The following is a 15,604-nucleotide window of genomic DNA, read 5'->3' as shown; positions in this document are numbered from 1 at the left end:
ACCATGAGATAGAACCGCCCGGAACAGCTTGCAAGGCGCAGCGGTGGATTTCAGCCGAATGATCCGTCGTTTTCGGTGCACCATGGCTGGCGGCGTCCGGTCCAGGTGCGGGCGATGCCCTCGCTCACCAGGATATCGCCGATCGAGCGACCATCGCGCATGACGACGCGGAGCTTGCGGCCGTATCTGTCCTCATCACGCCCGGCGCTGACGAGTTCGAAGGCGCCGGCGCTCAGGAGTTCCGAGAGCCGGTTGGTCGCACGGTCGCCGAGATCGGCCTCTTCGGCGCAACGCGGCGGATGCGTCTCGGGCGCATCGATATCCGCTATGCGGATCTTGTCCTTGGCCGTGTAGAATGTATCGCCATCGACCACGCAATTGCGCCGCGTTGTCCTGGAGCAAAGCGGATAGGGCCGTTGCGACATGACAAGAGGAACCGGCTCGGGGCGAAGCGAGACATTCTCGACATCTCGGGATCGATCGCCGTAGAGCCAAATGCCACCGAGGCTGAGACCGGCGCCGACCAGCAGGACTGTCATTGTGTTTGCCATGGCGCCGACAGTAGATCGGCGGCCTTAACCCAAACTTAAGACGTGCTACTTGCGGCCCGCAAACTTCATCCTGTACCTGACATGCCCGTCCGGCTTCACATAGGAATCATAGAGCTTGCGCGCCCGGACATTGCCCTCATCGGTATGCCAGTAGAGCCGCGACCAGCCATTCTTCTCACAGAGCGCCACGAGGTCGTCGAGCAACGCGCGTCCGATGCCGGCGCCGCGAAACCGGTCATCGAGATAGAGATCCTCGAGATAGCAATCGTTGTTCATCACCCATGTCGAGGGATGGGTGAGATGGATCGCGAAGCCGGCCAGTTCGCCGTCCTGCTCGGCAACCCGCATCGCCATCGGCGAGGATGGATCGAGCAAGCGTGTCCAGGTGAAATTGGTGACCTCGGCCGGAACATCCACCTTATAGAAGGCGAGATAACCCGCCCAAAGCGCACGCCACGCCTTTTCGTCTCCCGCAGCCACGTCCCGGATCACCAATGCCATACCGTCCTCCATCATGATGATCCGGTTTAGCCTTTACCGGTCCGGATTTACAAGCCACCGCCGGAGGTACGTCCGTCGTTTCCCGATTGCCTTGGTTCCGGCTTGCAAATATGGTGCCGGCAAATCAAAGATCGGGAGAAAAACATGCTACGTTTCGGGATCATTTCGACCGCGCGCATCGGCCATGAGCAGGTCATTCCGGCCATCCAGGATGCCGAGAATTGCGTCGTCAGCGCCATCGCCAGCCGCGACCTTGCCAAGGCGCGCGCCATGGCCGATCGCTTCTCCGCACCGCACGCCTTCGGTTCCTACGAGGAAATGCTGGCATCGGACAAGATCGACGCCGTCTATATCCCCCTGCCGACCTCGCAGCATGTCGAATGGACGATCAAGGCGGCCGATGCCGGCAAGCATGTGCTCTGCGAAAAGCCGATCGCGCTCCATGCCGATGAGATCGACCAGCTGATCGCCGCGCGCGACCGCAACAAGGTTCTGGTGACCGAGGCCTATATGGTCACCTATTCGCCGGTCTGGCGGAAGGTGCGCTCGCTCTTGCAGGAAGGCGCGATCGGCACGCTGAAACATGTGCAGGGTGCCTTCACCTATTTCAACAAAGACCCCGGCAACATGCGTAACATCCCGTCGCTCGGCGGCGGCGGCCTGCCGGATATCGGTGTCTATCCGACCATCTCCACACGCTTCGTCACCGGCAAGGAGCCGCAACGGGTGCAGGCGACGACGGAGCGGGACAAGGAATTCGGCACAGATATCTATTCCTCGGTGCGGGCCGATTTCGGCGATTTCGAATTGTCTTTCTACATCTCGACCCAGCTCGCGGCCCGGCAGGTCATGGTGTTCCATGGCGACAAGGGCTTCATCGAGGTGAAATCCCCCTTCAACGCCAACCGCTACGGCGCCGAGGAACTGGAACTCACCACCCAGAACCATTCCGAATCCCGCCACTTCCGCTTCCAGGATTGCCGCCAGTACAAGCTCGAAGCCGAGGCCTTCACCCGTGCGGCACTGGGCGAGAAGGAAGAAGTGGTGACGCTGGAGAGCTCGAAGAACAACCAGAAATTCATCGATGCGATCTATCGGGCATCGGAGAAGGATGGGTGGGAGACGGTTTGAGGCTGACGCAGAAAATAGCAATGAAGACCCCGCCCCGAACCCCGCCCCACAAGGGGGAGGGGCCAACTCGCGGTGCCCTCGGCGCCCCACGCATCGCGGCAGCTTGCGTATTCGGTGATTTGTGTCGAAGTCGGCGCAACAGCGTAAGCCCCTCCCCCTTGTGGGGAGGGGTTTGGGGCGGGGTCTTTTCGCTTTCACACCATCGCCGTCCGGCCGCGCCGGCCCAGCCCGATCACCTTCAGCAGCATGATATCGGCAACCGCGATAGCCATCACCGCGATGAACGCGGCGCCAAGCGCGGTCAGCCCCTGCCAGTCGATGAACAGGATCGCCGCACTACCCGCGACCCAGATCGCATCGCCGATGATTGCCACCTTGACGCCCGCCGCCGGTGCCTCTGCCCGGCTGCCCATCCCTAGATGAAAGAGTCCCCAGAGCAGCAGAAAGGCACCGAGCCCGATCACGACCTCCGCCGTAAAGGCCGGTCCGACCAGCTCGGCCACCAGCGCGGAGAATGTGAGGAAGGCAGTGCCAGCGGCGACGCAGACGACGCCATCGACAAGGAGTGTGCATTTCAGGAGATTGCGCTTGATGAGGTCGAGCATGGTGTGTTCCTTTCGTTGTTGACGCAACCATCCTCGACAAAACAGGGAATGAAACCAATTACCTCTGAGGTAATGGAAATGATGCCACGCTTGCTGTCTTATGCCGCCAGGAATCATGGAGGCATGACATGCAGTTCGGCGAACAATTGAAGGAATGGCGCGGCCACAGGCGGATGAGCCAGTTGGACCTGGCGACGGAGGCCGGCATTTCCTCGCGCCACCTGTCGTTTCTCGAAACCGGGCGCTCGCGGCCCACGGAGGGCATGATCCTCAGGCTCTCCTCGGTGCTTGATATCCCGGCGCGCGAACAGGGCATGATGTTCTCGGCCGCCGGTTTCCGTCCCCGTTTCGGCACCAAGCCGGCGCAGGCGCTCGACAACCTCCCCTCACCCGTCGCCGAAGCGATCAGGCTGATCCTCGGCCGGCACGATCCTTATCCGGGCGTCGTCTTCGATCATGAATACAACATGCTGGCGGCGAACAATGCCTTCGTCAGCCTTGCCGGCATGGCGGGTGTCGCGGTCTCACTCGGCGACAATTTCCTCGATGCCTATCTCGGGCCGACGCCGCTCAAGGACATCATCGTCAACTGGGAGCGGTCGGCGGCCGATCTTGTCCATCGCATTCGGGGCGAGGCCTGGCTGCAGGGACCGCGCTCGGCTCTATCGAAACGGCTGGAACGGCTGGCAAAGCTTCCCGAGATCGTCGCAGCGCTTGAGGCTTTCCCGGAATCCGAACGGCTGCCGGTGCTGCCGATCGAAATGAAAATCGGCGCCAAGCGTTTCAACTGGATCACGACGCTGACCAGCTTCGGCTCGGTGCAGGATGCGCTGGTTCAGGGCGTGCTGATCGAATCCTTCTTCCCGGCTGACGAGGAGACGAAGCGGCATTTCGAGGGCTGAATCCGGCTAACTATTTATAGCGACCATCCCGCCGATGATCAGCGCCACGCCGAGGAAATAGCGAAGGGTCAGCGCCTCGCCGAGGAAAAGCTGTGCCAGCAGCGGCACGAAGCAGAATGTCAGGCCCATGAACGAATAGGCGATCGTCAGCGGCACCTGCTTAAGCACGAATATCCACACGATGGTGCCAAAGGCATAAAGCGCCAGCGCCGCAATGAATAGCGGATTGAGCAGCAGGCCCGCCAGACCGTTGGCATTCAGCCCGCCGGTGGTCGCGCTCGTCAGTTTGAACAGAACCTGGCCCGCCGCGATCAGGAACGGCGTTCCGAGAAGGCCAATCCAGATCGGGACCGGAAGGCTGAACATCGGATTCTACGCCCTGTCTTCCGAATAAAAAATATCGCGGCCGACATCGACGCAGGCATAGACCGGCGGCACCGGATGCATCGCGCGCAGGAAGGAATGCACATAGGGAAAAAAGTTGAAATGCGGATTGAAGGCGTAGCGCGATTCCCGCTCGCGCGGCACCACGATGATCAGGCGCTTTTTTGCGACGCGCCGCAGTTCGGCGATCGCCTTGTGATATTCCAGCACGTGCTCGATGACATGGGTGCAGATCACGGTATCGAACTCGCCGTCGGCGAATGGCAGTTCTTCCACCTTGGCGGCGACATAGCCGATGCCTTCGAGCTTCGATGCATCGTCGATGACGAAGTCGACGCCGGTCAGGCGCTCGAAGGATCGCGACGCCTTGATCCGGGACAGAACCGCGCCGGTTCCGCAGCCGACATCGACGACGCTGTCGCCTTCGATCGACTCGATGATGCGCTTGATGCAGGCTTCGGAATTGTCGGTTCCTTCATGCACGCGCGGATGCTTGCGGTAGAGGTCGGCATATTCTTCATCGGTCAGGAACGGCGCGCGCTCGCGGAAACGGGCCAGATGATCGATATGCTCGCCCCAGGCGAGCTTGGCGGCATGCCGGAAGATCTGGGAATCCCGTACCACCGGCGGCAGGATGTCCTCGATCACGAAACGAATGCGGTTGGTCATTTCCCGGTTCATGGGATTTTCCTTAAGAGACCGTCAGGCGGCTTTTTTCTTTGCGGGCGTGCCATCGCCCTTTTCGCGCTTGAACGAAAATGCCGAATGCGCCGCCGCGAAGATCGACGGAATGGCGAGATATTGCAGGCGAAGCTGCTCGACCCGCGCCCGCGCCACGGAATCGAGGATCAGCCCGGCCATGAAGATGCCGAACGACATGGCGACCATGGTCACGGCCAGCACCCATGTCGGCATGCGCGTGACAAGCCCCGTCGTGAAGAACTCGTAGAGCACCGGGACAGAGAGCGTGACGCCGCCGGCGAACAGGGCCGCCGCGAAAATCAGGAAGAAGGAGAATGGCCGCGTCATCTTCATCAGCATCGCGAACATCCAGAGAATCTTCGCGCCGTCGTTGACGCTGGAGAGCTTGGAATGCGAGCCCTCGGGCCGCCGGCCGTAGTCGAGTTCCAGTTCACAGACGGGCAACCTCAATCGTGAGGCATGCACCGACATTTCGGTCTCGATTTCGAAGCCATCCGAGATGGCGGGGAAACTCTTGACGAAGCGGCGCGAGAAGGCCCGGTAGCCCGAGAAGATATCGGTGAAATCGCGGCCGAAGATCGAGCGATAGAGCCGGTTGAAAATCTTGTTGCCGAAGGCATGGCCCTTGCGGCCGGCATCGACCGTCACGTGGCGGCGCGTGCCCACCACCATGTCGACGCGCTCGGTCAGCAGCGTGTTGATGAGGTTCTCGGCGTCCTCCGGCGAATAGGTGCCGTCGCCATCGGCCATCAGATAGATGTCGGCCTCGATGTCGGCGAACATCCGCCGCACGACGTTGCCCTTGCCCTGGCGGGATTCGCGGAACACGGTTGCGCCCGCCAATGCCGCGCGCATCGCGGTGTCGTCGCGGGAATTGTTGTCGTAGACATAGATGCGCGCCGTGGGCAGCGCACGCCGGAAGCCCATCACGACCTCGCCGATGGTCAGCGATTCGTTGTAGCAGGGAATGAGCACGGCGATCTGGTGGCTCTCGGTCATCTCTATCCGATCTCTAGGGTCAGGAGAATCTGTCCTGACCCTTATGCGCGAGGCCCGCGCGGTTCTCCTCGGCTTTACTATTTCTTGAGGAGGTTAAGTTTAGGTTTCGGACTCGGCGAATATTCCTCTTTTGGGCTTTGAAATGGCGACTGACCGCGGCAAACCGATAGCCGGACCCACCTATCTCGTCGCCTGGCGCAGGCCGGACCTCAATGACCAGGTAAGCTACGGCCGCTTTTCCCTGATGATCCTGCTGTTCAGCCTGGCGATCATCGCGTTCCAGCTCGCCCTGTGGTTCCTCAAGGCCAAGGATTATGTCGGCATGGATCCGGACGATGCCATGCGGCTCGTCGAGGTGCGGGACTATCTCGGTGGCCAGGGCTGGTTCGATCTGACACAGTACCGGCTCGGGCCGGATGGCGGCACGCTGATGCACTGGTCGCGGCTGATCGACTGGCCGATCGCGACGCTGGTCTCCCTTTACGCCCCGTTCCTTTCACCGCATCAGGCTGAAGTCGCGGCAGTCGCCACATGGCCGCTGCTGCTGGTCGTTCCGCTTCTCGCCTCGATCGGCCTTGCCAGCTATCGCCTTGGCGGCAAAGGCGGCATGGTCATCGGCCTCCTCCTGTCGGTCGTGTTCCTCGCCGCGATCGTGCGCTTCCGGCCCGGCGCCATCGATCATCACAATGTCCAGCTGGTTCTCGCTGCCTTCATGACCGCCATGCTGATCGACCCGCTGGCGCGCGCCTCGAATTTCGCAGCCGCCGCCGTTGCGGGCGGACTGGCGCTGGCCATCGGTGCCGAAACCACGCCGCTCGTCGCGGTCTCGGCCATCGTGGTCGCGGTGCTCTGGGCCATCGACAGCGAACGCTACCGCAGGGCCGCGATCGGCTTCGGGCTCGCCTTTGCGGCGGCCACGGGCGCGATCTTCTTCGGCACGACACCTTTAGGCCACTACGGTTCGGTCACCTGCGATACGCTGTCACTCGGCTATCTGTCGCTCGCCACCGTTGGCGGCGCGGCGCTGGCCGCATCGGCATTCGTCCTGACGGACAAGCCGATCCACATCCGCTTCACGGCGCTGGTGCTTGCCGGCATCCTGGTTCTCGCGACCGCGATCCTCGTTGCACCCGAATGCCTGCAAAATCCGCTCAACAATCTCGATCCGCTGCTCAAGTCGATGTGGCTCAGCACGATCAAGGAAGCCCAGTCGATTGTCGCCGAGATGCAGCACAGCCCGGAGGATATCGGCGGTTTCTATGCCGTCGGCCTGCTCGCGCTCGCGGTCTGCTTCATGCGCATCATGCGCCGCGAACAGACGATTGCCCATGCTATCCTTCTCGCGCTGATCGGGATCAGCTGGGTCGTCAGCGCGCTGCAGGTGCGCGGCATGATGTTTGCGAATTTCCTGGCATTCATTCCGCTTTCGGCGCTGATCGCCGATCTTCGTGCGCTCTATGTGAGCCGGCAGAAGGATAGCCGCGCGGCGCTCGCCTTCGTCATGGCGGCATTGCTCAGCGTGCCCGCGGTCTGGACGATGGGCGGGATGGCGGCTTTCAAGGCAGGCGACGCCATAGCCGGCGTGCCCGCAAACAGGGATGCCGAGGACCCGGATGCCGAAGCCTGCGTTACCGAAAAGCGCGTCGCCGACTTCGCCAGGATGCCCGCCGGGCGGATCCTCGCGGGCTTCAATACAGGCCCCGCCCTGCTGCGCTTCACGCCGCATTCGGTGCTGGCCGCCAACTATCATCGCAACCAGGCCGGCATGATCGCCACGCTGAAAATCGCCATGGCCAAGCCGCAGGACGCGCTGCCGATGATGGAGGCGCAGGGCGTTGGCTACGTCCTGTTCTGCAACGACGATCCGCTGGTCGACCTGATGAAGACGAAATACCCGGATGGCTTTCTGGCGCAACTCGGCAAGGGCGACGTGCCGGGTTATCTCGAGGAAATCCCGCAACGTGCCGCCGGCCTGCACATCTACCAGATGATCCAGAGATAGAGCCGGCGGGACAAACCCGCCGGAACAGATGGTTAGACGAACGCAACAGCTTTCGCGACCAGCGACGCGCCCGATGGCCGGAATGGATAGAGGACGAATTCGTCGTACCATCCGTTGGCGAAACCTGAACCCCGACCGAGAAAAGCCGAGGTGAATGTCGCGTCATGCGGCGTCGCCGAAGTCGCGATGGCAGCGCCGTTATAGGATCCCGCCTTGCCGGCGCCATCCCAGCCGACCGCCGTGCCGAAAGCCGGCAACGGCGCCGTCACGGCGGAGCCGACCTGTATGGCCGATGCATTGCCCAGCGAAATCTGCGTCTGCGCGGTGTTGAGGCCGACGATGCGGGAACTTGCGCAGCCGACGAAATTGCCCGATGGACCCCAGATCGCCTCGCCCTTGAGGACGATGCCCACCGCCGTTCTGCCGATCAACGCCAGCGCCTTTGGACCGAACTGGCAATTGTCGGCGGCACGCGTTGCGGCAGTGCCTGTCGTCGGAATGTAGCTCGTGCAGCGGGGCGATTTTTCGAGCTGTGGGCAGGCGACATCGATCACGGCAGTCCAGGTCTGCCCGGTCGGCAGCGAAACGCCGAATTGCGATCGCACCATGGTCTGGCCGCCGGATGGAAAAACACCACCATTCAGCATGATGGTATTGTCACCAGTGACCAGGTTGGCGCTCTGCATGCTGCCTGTAGGCGTTTGTGCCTCGGTCAGCATGCTTACCGTGTGACTTGACGATATGACCGCCACGAAGACGGATGCCGACCAGAGTTCGCCCGCCACGCCCGCAACCTCGGCAAAGCGAAACCGGGGAAACTGCGTGGAGCCGGTGGCATTGGCGATGTTGAATTCGAGCCTTAGACGCTTCCGCCCCCTGCTGTCGGTGATCACCGAGATGAGATCTACGTAGCCGGTGTTGGCGCCGCCGAAGTTCACCGACATGCCTGTGGGCAGGACGCCGACATTGCCGATGCCATCGTGATAGCGCCGGCCTGCGGTAAAGCCGGTCATCTCCGAAGCCAGAACGGCGTTGGCCGAAGCGCCTTCGAGAAGAAGCTGCCGTTTGCCATTGGTATGGTCGAAGCGCGGCACATCGGATGCAGCGATCTGCAAGTTACCGCCCGCGTCGATGAAACTGGCATTGCTCGCACGGGTGAAGCTGAAGAGGCCGGAGAAACCCACGGCCTGCATCTGGGTCAGCGCATCCGCGGAGGCGGCCGCGATCGACGCGGCCTCCCGGTTGGTAACGGCGTAGCGTCCCAGCCGGAACGAGGCGATCGACGCCGGCAGCCGGGATATGCCGGTGCCCTCCTCGGTCGCCGCACGGGCCGGCGCCTGCCACCAGGCCTTCTGGCCGGCAAGCATGATGTCCAATCCGGTTCCCAGCATCAGACGAGCCCCAGAATATCCGTGGCACTCGTCCCCGTGGCCATGACCTTGGTCGTGCGCACGGGCAGCACCGTGCCCGAGGCGACACCGATGAAGGTGACGCTCGCGCCCGACGCCATGACGATGGCAAGGGTGCCGGCCGAACCGACATAGAGCGCCCGCGTCGTCTCGGACAGCACGTTCGTATCGTTTGGCGTCACGGCAAATCCGTGCGCGGCGGGGCCGGAAAGCGAAGGTGAGGAATTCTGAAATCTGTCAGGCATGAAATTGCTCCTTTGATATAATCGACGCGCCATTATCCCACCGCCCAAAAGGGCGGGGATGGCAGGCGCCGAAAATATTTTCACGAGCGTTTTGTTAGTCTTAGCCGAATTCCGTTTTCGGACCTGAGCGTCAACCGCGCGACCGGGCGCGGCACGTGGCCCTCGACGGGTTGGATATCGTAATGCCGCATGATCATCGCCAGGATGATCGCAGCCTCCTGGAGCGCGAAGGATGCACCGAGGCAGACGCGCGGCCCCTGGCTGAAGGGCATGTAGGCCGAGCGGATCGCATCCTTCTCGTCATCGCGCGAAAAGCGGTCGGGATCGAACATGTCCGGGTTCTTCCAGATCTCGCGATGACGGTGCAGCAGCCAGAGCGAGATGAAGATCGCCGAGCCCTTCTTCAGCTTCTTGTCGCGCATCGTCTCGGGCACGGTGATGTCGCGCGGCACGAAGGAAACGGGCGGATAGAGCCGAAGCGTCTCGCGGAACACATCGCGCGTCAGCTTGAGGAACTTGAAGTGGCGGGGTTGCAGCCCGCCTTCCTGCCCGAAGGCGAGTTCGGTCTCGGCATGCATGCGGTCCTGCACATCGCGGTCACTGGCGATCAGGTAGAGCGCCCAGGACAGCGCGCTCGCCGATGTCTCATGACCGGCGAGGAACATCACCGCGATCTGGTCGATCAGTTCCTTCTCGGTGAATTTCGAACCGTCGCCATCGCGTGCCTCGATCAGCGACTGCAGGATATCCTGCGGCCTGGTCTCGGGGTTGGTCTCCAGCAGTTCGAAGCGCTTGCGCACCATTCGCGCCAGCGGGCCCCTGATGTTGCGTGCATGGCGGATAGCGCGCAGCCTTGGAATGGAGAGCGCCTGGGGCAAGCCCGCCATGTTCCACACACCGTGGATATAGGCGAGTTCCTGGTAGTTGTTGAAGGCGGTGAAGATCGACTCCGCGTCCTCGGGCGGGATCGGCTCGGAGAAGATTGTCCGGAAGATGATATCGGCCGTCACATGCGTCATCTCGAAATCGATCGAGACCTCGCGGCCGTCGGCGACCGCATCGAGCCGCTTTTTCATGTCTTCGGCCGCCTGCATCATCAGCGGGAAGACTTCAGAGATGCGGGCGAATTCGAAGGCCGGGTTCATCATCCGGCGCTGGCGCTTCCACACCTCGCCGTTCGAGACGAACACGCCGTTGCCGAGGATCTGGTAGAGGATCGTCCCCATCAGGTCGCTCTTGGGGTAGAGCGCCACGTCCTCGCCGAGGATGCGGTTGACGATATCCGGCTGCGTGAGGAAATAGAACCTGCGGCGGGCGCCGGTGAATTCGCCCATCTTCATCGAATAGCTCTTCTCGAAGAGAACGTCGAGCGAGGAGTGCCGCCCCTTGATGATGCGGGTGAGCGGCGAGGGCCGCGTCTTCCTGATCTCCGGCATCGGGCCGATGATGCGGCGGCTCATTCTCACTTTTCCTTCTTGAAATACGGCTTGCCAGACTGTCTTGCGGCGTAGCGCTGACGCGCGCTTTGATTTCCCGCAATCAGCAGCACGAAATCGTAGAGATCGGTGCCGATCTGCGGATGTCCATTGGCATGCAGATAGAAGAAATGCATCAGCATGCGGAAATAGCGCGCCTCGTTCATATGCTCCTCGGTGTGGATCTTATGAAACTGGGCGTTCAGCATCTTCGGCATGCTCTTCGGCGGATTCGGCAGGAAATCCAGCACGTTGATCAGCGCGAAGCAGGCGCCATCCGGCGGCGAAGAGAAATCCAGCCAATTGAAATCCGGGAATTTCGCGAAGCGCGACAGCTCCTCGTGGTACCAGCCGTGCTTCTTCCGGAACGACAGCAGCGATTGGGTCTGGCCAAGCGTGACAAATCCGAGCGGGGAATCCTTGCCCCCCCATTCCGGCCGCCGTTCCAGCACGCGCGCGGCAACGATGGTGGCAAGCGTGGTGCCGAAACTGTGGCCGATGATCAGCGCCTCATCCGGCTTGCCCTCCTCGATCGACGCCACGATATGGTCGGCCATCTGGTTGAGCCGTTCGTCGAGACCGGGCACACTATCGCGCGAGATCGCCATCTTGTTGGCAAACACGCCGATCCGCCCGTTCCATTCCGGCCGGTAACGATCCATGTTCTTGCGGATCCACCAGAACGCATAGGCGCCGATGCCGATCAGCGCCAGCGCGATGACCTTGCCGATGATGCCGGGGAAGAAATAAAGGCCGATGAGCCCGATCAACGGCAGCAGCACGCCGAGGCCATGCAGGATGGCGGTCGCGGCAGGTGCGACCATCACAGTGGAAATCGGCCAGGAATCGCGGATCGTACGGGTAAAGACCCCATCTAGGAAAAGCCGCCACAGCACCCCGATTCCCTGGAGATAGACCAGCCAGTTACGCTTGTCCCAATGGGCGCGGATGATGTCGTCCCATTGCAGGAAATCGAAATTCGTCTCGGCCGGACCGCCCGGAATATCCGAGGTAATCACCCAGCGCCGAACCAGTTTGCCGATATTCTTGCGCGGACCGGTCTTGACGGGATAGCCGCTGGTCTCGCTCCACTTGTCGGTCTCGGTGACGCAGTTCTTGTGCAGGAAGAGCGCGCCACGCGGATCGTAGCCGCTGATGAAGAACACCTGGCGGCGGAACGGTTGGGTTTCGGTTTCCTGCATGTCACCCCGGATCATGGACGCGTGATCGCGGCGAGTGCTTGCCCGCCGGTGGCCGTTCCTTAGCGGAAAAGCGTATGTCCGTCCATGAAAAGGCGTGGTTCGCTCAGAAGCGCCTTGCGGCCAGCCTGTCGATCTCGTGTGGCGGCAGCATTTCGGTGAATTGCAGGTTGAGCCGCACCGCCGTCCGGCCCACCACCGTACACCCGATCTTGGCGGGAAGCCCGGCGATGACGATATGAAGGTCGTTGGTCAGCCCGTCCGTCGAGGCGCATGAGACCATGCAGCCGCCTTCCGAGAGGTTGAGCACCATGGCCGACTGGGAGATATAGCCGCGCAGGCCGCTGCGCATGCACGAGAGCATCGCATCCAGCCGGACCTGCCTGCGGCGAAAGTGCCGCTGCTCGTCTTCCAGCACGATGCTGTTGTGGGCATTCATCATGAAACCCTCCGTTAGAATATTCGAAATTAGCCATGGAACAAATTAAGATGCGATTAACGCCGGCCCGGCCATCGCTGCTCAACCGGTCATCGCTGCTCGAACCGGCCATCGCTGTTCAAACCGGCGTGAACCGGTCAATATCCCGACATGACCTTCTTCGAGAATGATTCGCCGTCAAACCTCATCGAATATACGGTGACCGAGCTCTCCGGCTCGATCAAACGCACCATGGAACAGGCCTTCGACCAGGTGCGGGTGCGCGGCGAGATTTCCGGCTATCGCGGCCCGCATTCTTCGGGCCATGCCTACTTCGCGCTCAAGGACGATCGCGCGCGGCTGGAAGCCGTGATCTGGAAGGGATCGTTTTCCAAGCTGAAGACGCGGCCCGAAGAGGGCATGGAGGTGATCGCCACGGGCAAGATCACCACCTTCCCCGGCTCGTCCAAATACCAGATCGTGATCGAGAGCCTGGAGCCCGCCGGCGTCGGCGCGCTGATGGCGCTGATCGAGGAGCGCAAGCGCAAGCTCCAGTCCGAAGGCCTGTTCGACGCCGCGCGCAAACAATTGCTGCCCTTCATGCCGATGGTGATCGGCGTCGTGACCTCGCCGACCGGCGCCGTCATCCGCGATATCCTGCACCGCATCTCGGACCGCTTCCCGTTGCACGTCATCGTCTGGCCGGTGAAGGTGCAGGGCGAAGGCTCGGGCGCGGAGGTCGCCAACGCCATCCGCGGTTTCAACGAGTTCGAACCCGGCGGGCCGATCGCCCGGCCCGATGTGCTGATCGTGGCGCGCGGTGGCGGCAGCCTTGAGGATCTCTGGTCGTTCAACGACGAGATCGTGGTGCGCGCCGCGGCCAGCTCGGAAATCCCGCTGATCTCCGCCGTCGGCCACGAGACCGACTGGACCTTGATCGACTATGCGAGCGACCAGCGCGCGCCCACCCCAACCGGGGCCGCCGAAATGGCCGTACCGGTCAGGGCCGACCTCGAAGCCCAGATCGCCAATCTCGCCGCTCGTCTCTCCCGCGCCATGAGCCGCCAGATGGATACGCGCCGCCGCGAGGTTCGCGACCTTATCCGCGCGCTCCCCTCGCTCGACCAGATCCTCGCGCTCCCCCGCCGCCGCTTCGACGAGGCCGCGTCCCGTCTTGGCCGCGGGCTGGAAATGACCACGGTCACCAAGCGCCGCGCCTTCGAGCGTGTCTCGGCCAATCTCCGCCCCGCCATCCTCTCGACCCGCATCGCCGAGCAACGCCAGAAGCTCGGCGAGCGGATGACCCGTGCCGAACGCGTTATCGAGCGCATGTTCGACCGCCAGAAGGCCCGCATCGCCAGGGCCGATGCGGTGCTCGCGGGATTCCCGGCACGTCTGCACACCCACTCCGAACGCCAAAAAGACAGACTCGGCAATGCCGCAAGGCGCGGCGATTCCGCCGTCGCCAATCTGCTCGCGCGGCACCGGCAGACGCTCTTGGCGCAGGACCGCATCCTGCAATCGCTGTCGTACAAGAATGTGCTGAAGCGTGGCTATGCGGTGATTCGTGGCGATGACGAGAGGGTCCTGTCTTCCGCCGCGATGATTTCGGAGGGCGATGCGCTGTCGATCGAATTCGCCGATGGCGCGGTCAAGGCCGTCGCGGGAGAGAACGCCTCGGCAATTGCTTCGCCGGCTAAGAAGCGATCTGCGCAAAAGCCGGCGCCCGAAAAGGGTAATCAGGGGAGCCTGTTCTGACATGCACATTCTCGTGGTCCTCGCCCATCCGATCAAGGAGAGTTTTGCCGCCGCCATGGCAAGGACGGCGGTGGAGGCCCTGCGGGCGAGCGGCCACACGACCGACCTTCTCGATCTCTACGCCGAAGATTTCGATCCGAGGCTGACGGCCGACGAGCGGGCGCGTCACATGGAGCCGGACTACGACATTTCCACTGTCGCGCCGCTCGTTGCGCGACTCCGCGCCGCGGATGGCCTGATCTTTGTATTTCCGCAATGGTGGTTCAACCTGCCGGCCATTCTCAAGGGCTATCTGGACCGCGTCTTTGCACCGGGCGTGGCGTACGAAATAGATCCGGGGAATGGCCGGCTTGTTCCCATGCTCGGCAATATCAGACATTTCTGGGCGCTGACGACGACCGGCTCGCCATGGTGGATCGTGCATTTCTACATGGGCAATCCGGTCAAGCGCCTGCTCAAGCGCGGCGTCGCCGCCTTCTGCTCCAAGGGGCTGGATTTCAGGATGGTGTCACTGCACAACATGGATCAGTCGACGCTGGAAAAGCGCGAGCGGTTTCTGGAGCGGGTCAGGCGGGAAGTCGCCACGCTTTGATTGTTCGGCGGCCGTTACGCGCCCTGAGACGGGCGAACCGCGGCGCCGTCGCGAAAATGTCCGTAGTTAAGACCCCGCCCCAACCCCTCCCCACAAGGGAGGGCCAAGCTGCAGCGCCGCCTCGCGCCATTCAACGTTACGCATGGGCCGCTCTCTTCGGCGCAACATGTGAAGGCCATGCTATGGTCGGATCAGGCGCCACGGATTGGCCCCTCCCCCTTGTGGGGAGGGGTGCGGGGCGGGGTCGTCCTTGACCCAGAAGCAAGCGCTCTTTGGTATTTTCTTTTTCAACCAAATCAAATGCTTGGTATTCATTTTAGGAAAATAATCCTCTTCCGTCTTCCCAAATTCCCAGCTCCATGCCATACTCCCTGCCGTTCCGCATCGGCTACACCCTGAGGCGTCAGGGCGAGGCGGGACCGGTGACCGGCATGGGGAAGCGACGTAAGTCTCCATGCGGGGCGTCCGCGAGAAGGGCCAGTCCTCTGGGGACGGCAGCCGCAAGGCTGAGTTTCGCCCCGGACGTGCGCTGTAGCGCACACATATCCGCCTCCAGTCCCGCAAGGATGGAGATACGGGGGCAGTGCTGGCGAGTTCGTGGATGGAGACACCGCATGACGGGGCACGGCGACGTGTCTTAACGGCCCGTTCCACAGGCGGGCCTATTACCTCGGCACGGAGACGTGCCCCGGCCGATCCTTCATGCCAAAGCGAAGGGATCGGGGACGTGC

At 62.3% G+C, this 15,604-nt stretch carries 16 protein-coding genes; 5 read left to right on the top strand and 11 right to left on the bottom strand.

Features of this window, described 5'->3' with window-relative positions; all coding sequences use genetic code 11:
* Nucleotides 1-50 precede the first annotated feature (50 nt).
* On the bottom strand, nt 51-539 hold the full coding sequence (locus IHQ71_RS28820) for a thermonuclease family protein (RefSeq protein WP_258159814.1): 489 nt from the start codon (nt 537-539) through the stop codon (nt 51-53).
* 57 nt (nt 540-596) lie between these two features.
* The gene (locus IHQ71_RS28815; protein ID WP_258159813.1) at nt 597-1,052 is read right to left on the bottom strand and encodes a GNAT family N-acetyltransferase; all 456 of its coding nucleotides are present in this window, start codon (nt 1,050-1,052) and stop codon (nt 597-599) included.
* Nucleotides 1,053-1,196: 144 nt separating this feature from the next.
* Here IHQ71_RS28815 and IHQ71_RS28810 point away from each other — a divergent pair, with 144 nt between their 5' ends.
* Entirely contained in the window at nt 1,197-2,183 is a 987-nt protein-coding gene (locus IHQ71_RS28810) for a Gfo/Idh/MocA family protein (protein ID WP_258159812.1), read from the top strand.
* 194 nt (nt 2,184-2,377) lie between these two features.
* Here IHQ71_RS28810 and IHQ71_RS28805 read toward each other — a convergent pair whose 3' ends face one another.
* The gene (locus tag IHQ71_RS28805) at nt 2,378-2,788 is read right to left on the bottom strand and encodes a hypothetical protein (RefSeq protein WP_258159811.1); all 411 of its coding nucleotides are present in this window, start codon (nt 2,786-2,788) and stop codon (nt 2,378-2,380) included.
* Nucleotides 2,789-2,916: 128 nt separating this feature from the next.
* On the opposite strand from IHQ71_RS28805, the gene IHQ71_RS28800 reads away from it, so the two are divergent.
* Nucleotides 2,917-3,690: a helix-turn-helix domain-containing protein gene (locus IHQ71_RS28800; protein ID WP_258159810.1), complete on the top strand. Its 774-nt coding sequence runs from the start codon at nt 2,917-2,919 to the stop codon at nt 3,688-3,690.
* A 6-nt stretch (nt 3,691-3,696) separates the two neighbouring features.
* Here the strand turns inward: IHQ71_RS28800 and IHQ71_RS28795 are convergent, their stop codons facing one another.
* The 3 genes from IHQ71_RS28795 to IHQ71_RS28785 are packed head-to-tail and all read right to left on the bottom strand — an operon-like array spanning nt 3,697 to nt 5,775.
* Nucleotides 3,697-4,056 (bottom strand): transporter, encoded by a 360-nt coding sequence (locus tag IHQ71_RS28795; protein WP_258159809.1) that lies wholly within the window; start codon nt 4,054-4,056, stop codon nt 3,697-3,699.
* Between the two features lie 6 nt (nt 4,057-4,062).
* On the bottom strand, nt 4,063-4,755 hold the full coding sequence (locus tag IHQ71_RS28790; RefSeq protein WP_258159808.1) for a class I SAM-dependent methyltransferase: 693 nt from the start codon (nt 4,753-4,755) through the stop codon (nt 4,063-4,065).
* A 21-nt stretch (nt 4,756-4,776) separates the two neighbouring features.
* Nucleotides 4,777-5,775, bottom strand: coding sequence for a glycosyltransferase (locus IHQ71_RS28785; protein ID WP_258159807.1), 999 nt, complete (start codon nt 5,773-5,775; stop codon nt 4,777-4,779).
* A 142-nt stretch (nt 5,776-5,917) separates the two neighbouring features.
* On the opposite strand from IHQ71_RS28785, the gene IHQ71_RS28780 reads away from it, so the two are divergent.
* Nucleotides 5,918-7,777: a hypothetical protein gene (locus IHQ71_RS28780; RefSeq protein ID WP_258159806.1), complete on the top strand. Its 1,860-nt coding sequence runs from the start codon at nt 5,918-5,920 to the stop codon at nt 7,775-7,777.
* A 32-nt stretch (nt 7,778-7,809) separates the two neighbouring features.
* Here IHQ71_RS28780 and IHQ71_RS28775 read toward each other — a convergent pair whose 3' ends face one another.
* The 5 genes from IHQ71_RS28775 to IHQ71_RS28755 all read right to left on the bottom strand — a co-directional run bounded on the left by IHQ71_RS28775 (nt 7,810) and on the right by IHQ71_RS28755 (nt 12,547).
* Nucleotides 7,810-9,168, bottom strand: a complete 1,359-nt coding sequence (locus IHQ71_RS28775; protein ID WP_258159805.1) for a hypothetical protein — start codon at nt 9,166-9,168, stop codon at nt 7,810-7,812.
* Nucleotides 9,168-9,431 (bottom strand): hypothetical protein, encoded by a 264-nt coding sequence (locus IHQ71_RS28770; protein ID WP_258159804.1) that lies wholly within the window; start codon nt 9,429-9,431, stop codon nt 9,168-9,170. Before IHQ71_RS28770 ends, IHQ71_RS28775 begins: the two co-directional genes overlap by 1 nt.
* 80 nt (nt 9,432-9,511) lie before the next feature.
* The gene (locus tag IHQ71_RS28765) at nt 9,512-10,891 is read right to left on the bottom strand and encodes a cytochrome P450 (protein ID WP_258159803.1); all 1,380 of its coding nucleotides are present in this window, start codon (nt 10,889-10,891) and stop codon (nt 9,512-9,514) included.
* 2 nt (nt 10,892-10,893) lie between these two features.
* Nucleotides 10,894-12,123, bottom strand: coding sequence for an alpha/beta fold hydrolase (locus IHQ71_RS28760; RefSeq protein ID WP_258159802.1), 1,230 nt, complete (start codon nt 12,121-12,123; stop codon nt 10,894-10,896).
* An 88-nt stretch (nt 12,124-12,211) separates the two neighbouring features.
* The gene (locus tag IHQ71_RS28755) at nt 12,212-12,547 is read right to left on the bottom strand and encodes a PilZ domain-containing protein (RefSeq protein ID WP_258159801.1); all 336 of its coding nucleotides are present in this window, start codon (nt 12,545-12,547) and stop codon (nt 12,212-12,214) included.
* A 147-nt stretch (nt 12,548-12,694) separates the two neighbouring features.
* On the opposite strand from IHQ71_RS28755, the gene xseA reads away from it, so the two are divergent.
* Nucleotides 12,695-14,281 carry an exodeoxyribonuclease VII large subunit gene (xseA, locus tag IHQ71_RS28750; protein WP_258159800.1) on the top strand — a complete coding sequence of 529 codons (1,587 nt, stop codon included), beginning with the start codon at nt 12,695-12,697 and terminating at the stop codon, nt 14,279-14,281.
* 1 nt (nt 14,282) lies between these two features.
* Nucleotides 14,283-14,873, top strand: a complete 591-nt coding sequence (locus IHQ71_RS28745; RefSeq protein WP_258159799.1) for an NAD(P)H-dependent oxidoreductase — start codon at nt 14,283-14,285, stop codon at nt 14,871-14,873.
* Nucleotides 14,874-15,604 lie beyond the last annotated feature (731 nt).

Origin of the sequence: Rhizobium sp. TH2 (assembly GCF_024707525.1) — a bacterium.
Lineage (GTDB): Bacteria > Pseudomonadota > Alphaproteobacteria > Rhizobiales > Rhizobiaceae > Rhizobium_E.
This window is presented reverse-complemented; position numbering and strand designations above follow the sequence as displayed.

Excerpts from the sequence above, each read along its gene's own strand:
- IHQ71_RS28820 (WP_258159814.1), bottom strand. The coding sequence starts at position 539 with ATGACAGTCCTGCTGGTCGGCGCCGGTCTCAGCCTCGGTGGCATTTGG.
- IHQ71_RS28815 (WP_258159813.1), bottom strand. The coding sequence starts at position 1,052 with ATGGCATTGGTGATCCGGGACGTGGCTGCGGGAGACGAAAAGGCGTGG.
- IHQ71_RS28810 (WP_258159812.1), top strand. The coding sequence starts at position 1,197 with ATGCTACGTTTCGGGATCATTTCGACCGCGCGCATCGGCCATGAGCAG.
- IHQ71_RS28805 (WP_258159811.1), bottom strand. The coding sequence starts at position 2,788 with ATGCTCGACCTCATCAAGCGCAATCTCCTGAAATGCACACTCCTTGTC.
- IHQ71_RS28800 (WP_258159810.1), top strand. The coding sequence starts at position 2,917 with ATGCAGTTCGGCGAACAATTGAAGGAATGGCGCGGCCACAGGCGGATG.
- IHQ71_RS28795 (WP_258159809.1), bottom strand. The coding sequence starts at position 4,056 with ATGTTCAGCCTTCCGGTCCCGATCTGGATTGGCCTTCTCGGAACGCCG.
- IHQ71_RS28790 (WP_258159808.1), bottom strand. The coding sequence starts at position 4,755 with ATGAACCGGGAAATGACCAACCGCATTCGTTTCGTGATCGAGGACATC.
- IHQ71_RS28785 (WP_258159807.1), bottom strand. The coding sequence starts at position 5,775 with ATGACCGAGAGCCACCAGATCGCCGTGCTCATTCCCTGCTACAACGAA.
- IHQ71_RS28780 (WP_258159806.1), top strand. The coding sequence starts at position 5,918 with ATGGCGACTGACCGCGGCAAACCGATAGCCGGACCCACCTATCTCGTC.
- IHQ71_RS28775 (WP_258159805.1), bottom strand. The coding sequence starts at position 9,168 with ATGCTGGGAACCGGATTGGACATCATGCTTGCCGGCCAGAAGGCCTGG.
- IHQ71_RS28770 (WP_258159804.1), bottom strand. The coding sequence starts at position 9,431 with ATGCCTGACAGATTTCAGAATTCCTCACCTTCGCTTTCCGGCCCCGCC.
- IHQ71_RS28765 (WP_258159803.1), bottom strand. The coding sequence starts at position 10,891 with ATGAGCCGCCGCATCATCGGCCCGATGCCGGAGATCAGGAAGACGCGG.
- IHQ71_RS28760 (WP_258159802.1), bottom strand. The coding sequence starts at position 12,123 with ATGATCCGGGGTGACATGCAGGAAACCGAAACCCAACCGTTCCGCCGC.
- IHQ71_RS28755 (WP_258159801.1), bottom strand. The coding sequence starts at position 12,547 with ATGATGAATGCCCACAACAGCATCGTGCTGGAAGACGAGCAGCGGCAC.
- xseA (WP_258159800.1), top strand. The coding sequence starts at position 12,695 with ATGACCTTCTTCGAGAATGATTCGCCGTCAAACCTCATCGAATATACG.
- IHQ71_RS28745 (WP_258159799.1), top strand. The coding sequence starts at position 14,283 with ATGCACATTCTCGTGGTCCTCGCCCATCCGATCAAGGAGAGTTTTGCC.